The sequence below is a fragment of the Nodosilinea sp. P-1105 genome (assembly GCF_012911975.1).
Lineage (GTDB): Bacteria > Cyanobacteriota > Cyanobacteriia > Phormidesmidales > Phormidesmidaceae > Nodosilinea.
This window is the reverse complement of record NZ_SMDQ01000154.1, coordinates 1-1,718: the sequence shown is the minus strand read 5'-3', so window position 1 is coordinate 1,718 and position 1,718 is coordinate 1. Positions and strand designations below refer to the sequence as shown.

General features: G+C 54.0%; 2 protein-coding genes and 1 pseudogene. All 3 read right to left on the bottom strand.

The features are described 5' to 3' along the window. Window positions 1-347 precede the first annotated feature (347 nt). The gene (locus E1H13_RS26460) at window positions 348-758 is read right to left on the bottom strand and encodes a type II toxin-antitoxin system VapC family toxin (protein ID WP_169617946.1); all 411 of its coding nucleotides are present in this window, start codon (window positions 756-758) and stop codon (window positions 348-350) included. After that, window positions 749-1,006 (bottom strand): hypothetical protein, encoded by a 258-nt coding sequence (locus tag E1H13_RS26455; RefSeq protein WP_169617945.1) that lies wholly within the window; start codon window positions 1,004-1,006, stop codon window positions 749-751. The genes E1H13_RS26460 and E1H13_RS26455 overlap by 10 nt, the downstream gene beginning before the upstream one ends. Before the next feature lie 433 nt (window positions 1,007-1,439). Then, window positions 1,440-1,532, bottom strand: a pseudogene (locus tag E1H13_RS28220) (transposase); the annotation flags it as partial. Between the last annotated feature and the right edge of the window lie 186 nt (window positions 1,533-1,718).

Genomic DNA, 1,718 nt, shown 5'->3' with positions numbered 1-1,718 from the left:
GAGTCGGTTACTTCTGGGTTGTTGGTTAGCTCGGCAAACAGCGACTGGACTTCACCGGTCTGCTGCTGAGCCAGCAGCCCCAGTACGCGGTCTACTAGCTTGCCGCCGCTGAACTGGGCATAGCCTCCCTGCTGCCGGTAGGCCAGGTAGGCATCACGGGCCTGCTGCCACGCCGTCCGAGCCGCTGCGGGGTTGCCGGTAGCGGTTTCAATTTGGTGCAGGATGGCGAAGGAAGTCTAGGGTTCAGCCGCATGGCCAAAGGGTTGATCACACTCGAAGGGCTACAGGTAGATTTCAGCAGCAAGGTGTTTCAACGTTAACTGTTCTACACGCCCAATTTTCAACCGTCATGAAAATAGGTTGACGGTCTTGCTACCAGCAGCTGTGTTCAAGCGATCATCGTTAGTCCAAAGTTCTGTGCAGTCGTGGTGATAGGCAACTGCCAGATGTAGTGCATCGGGTGTTTTCAAGTTATGTCGCGCTCGTAGTTCGGCAGCATGGCGGTAGGTTGGAGATTCAATGTCTAAAATAATTTGGCACCGAAAAAAGTCTTTGTAATGCTGAATTAGCGGTCTATTTTGGGTACGCAAGGGGCCAACCAAACATTCCATCACTACAAGGGGTGAGACATAGAATCGTTTGTTTTCAGATGTTTCAAAGGCTTTGCGAACAATGCTGCTGAACTGGGGATGTTCTTCAAGCAAGTAGATGACGATGCAGCTATCTAAATACACTTTAGCGGGCGAGGCTACTCCCATGCGGCGCGTTCCTCGCTGATTTGCTGATCGATCTCTAAGGCTGTGCGCTGATGTTCGGGCGGTAGAGGATGGTTGTGCAAAAATTGCAGGATAGCGGCACTACTGCCTTTTTCGGGCTGTTCAGCCTGAGAAGGCTCTTGGGTGGCAGTCTGAGTTTTTTTGAGTAGTTGAATGAATTGTGCCAACAGGTTAAGCGCGTCATGGGGAAGCGCCTGAATGTCTTGTTGGATTTGTTCGAGGGTGGTCATGGCTGAACCTCTCTAAGAATGCAGAGCAGGGCGATCGCATGAGGCTGATTTAGTTATAAAGCTATTTTATCTAGCAGAGGGTGGGTTCAAGCAGCGATCGGCTGTAGTTGGAGGTATGGGGGGCGATCGCAGCTTTTGGCTTGCCAGTAGAAAGGTGCGACGCTTTCCCCCTCCTACGCTGAAGTGTTGTTATGTCTCATTAGCTTCTCCAGGTTGCATCAGGCCCAATTGCTGCTTTAGCGCTTCTGGTACGTTCACCGCTGTCTCAAGACCTATAACGCCTCTCCAGTTGGTATTTTCATCCCAACAGATGGCTCGGAGGTCGGCCTTATTAAAAAAAAGTCTTCGTAACGCTGAATCAGCGGTCTGTTTTGGATACGCAAGGGGCCAACCAAACATTCCAGCACTACAAGGGGTGAGACATAGAGGCTTCAGGCCGGGTGAAGACAGGCAGCCACTCGACCACGGTGCAGGTGAGAAAGTGAGGGGCATCGGACTCGGTGATGACGTAACGGCTGCGACCCATGGCACGTGTTCTAATGCGGCGTTTCTAGGGTGCCCATGCCCGCGCCCGCGCCCCCACCTACTCCCTCGTCCCCACCCGCTCCCTCGTCCCCACGCTCCGCGTGGAGACTAGCCCCACGGCGCTCCAGCGCCCCGATCCAGATGACGCTGGAGCGTCTGGGGATGCGCCTCGACGCGGAGCGTCGGG

Bases quoted from the DNA above. Each gene is read 5' to 3' on its own strand.
- E1H13_RS26455 (WP_169617945.1), bottom strand. From the start codon at position 1,006: ATGACCACCCTCGAACAAATCCAACAAGACATTCAGGCGCTTCCCCAT.
- E1H13_RS26460 (WP_169617946.1), bottom strand. From the start codon at position 758: ATGGGAGTAGCCTCGCCCGCTAAAGTGTATTTAGATAGCTGCATCGTC.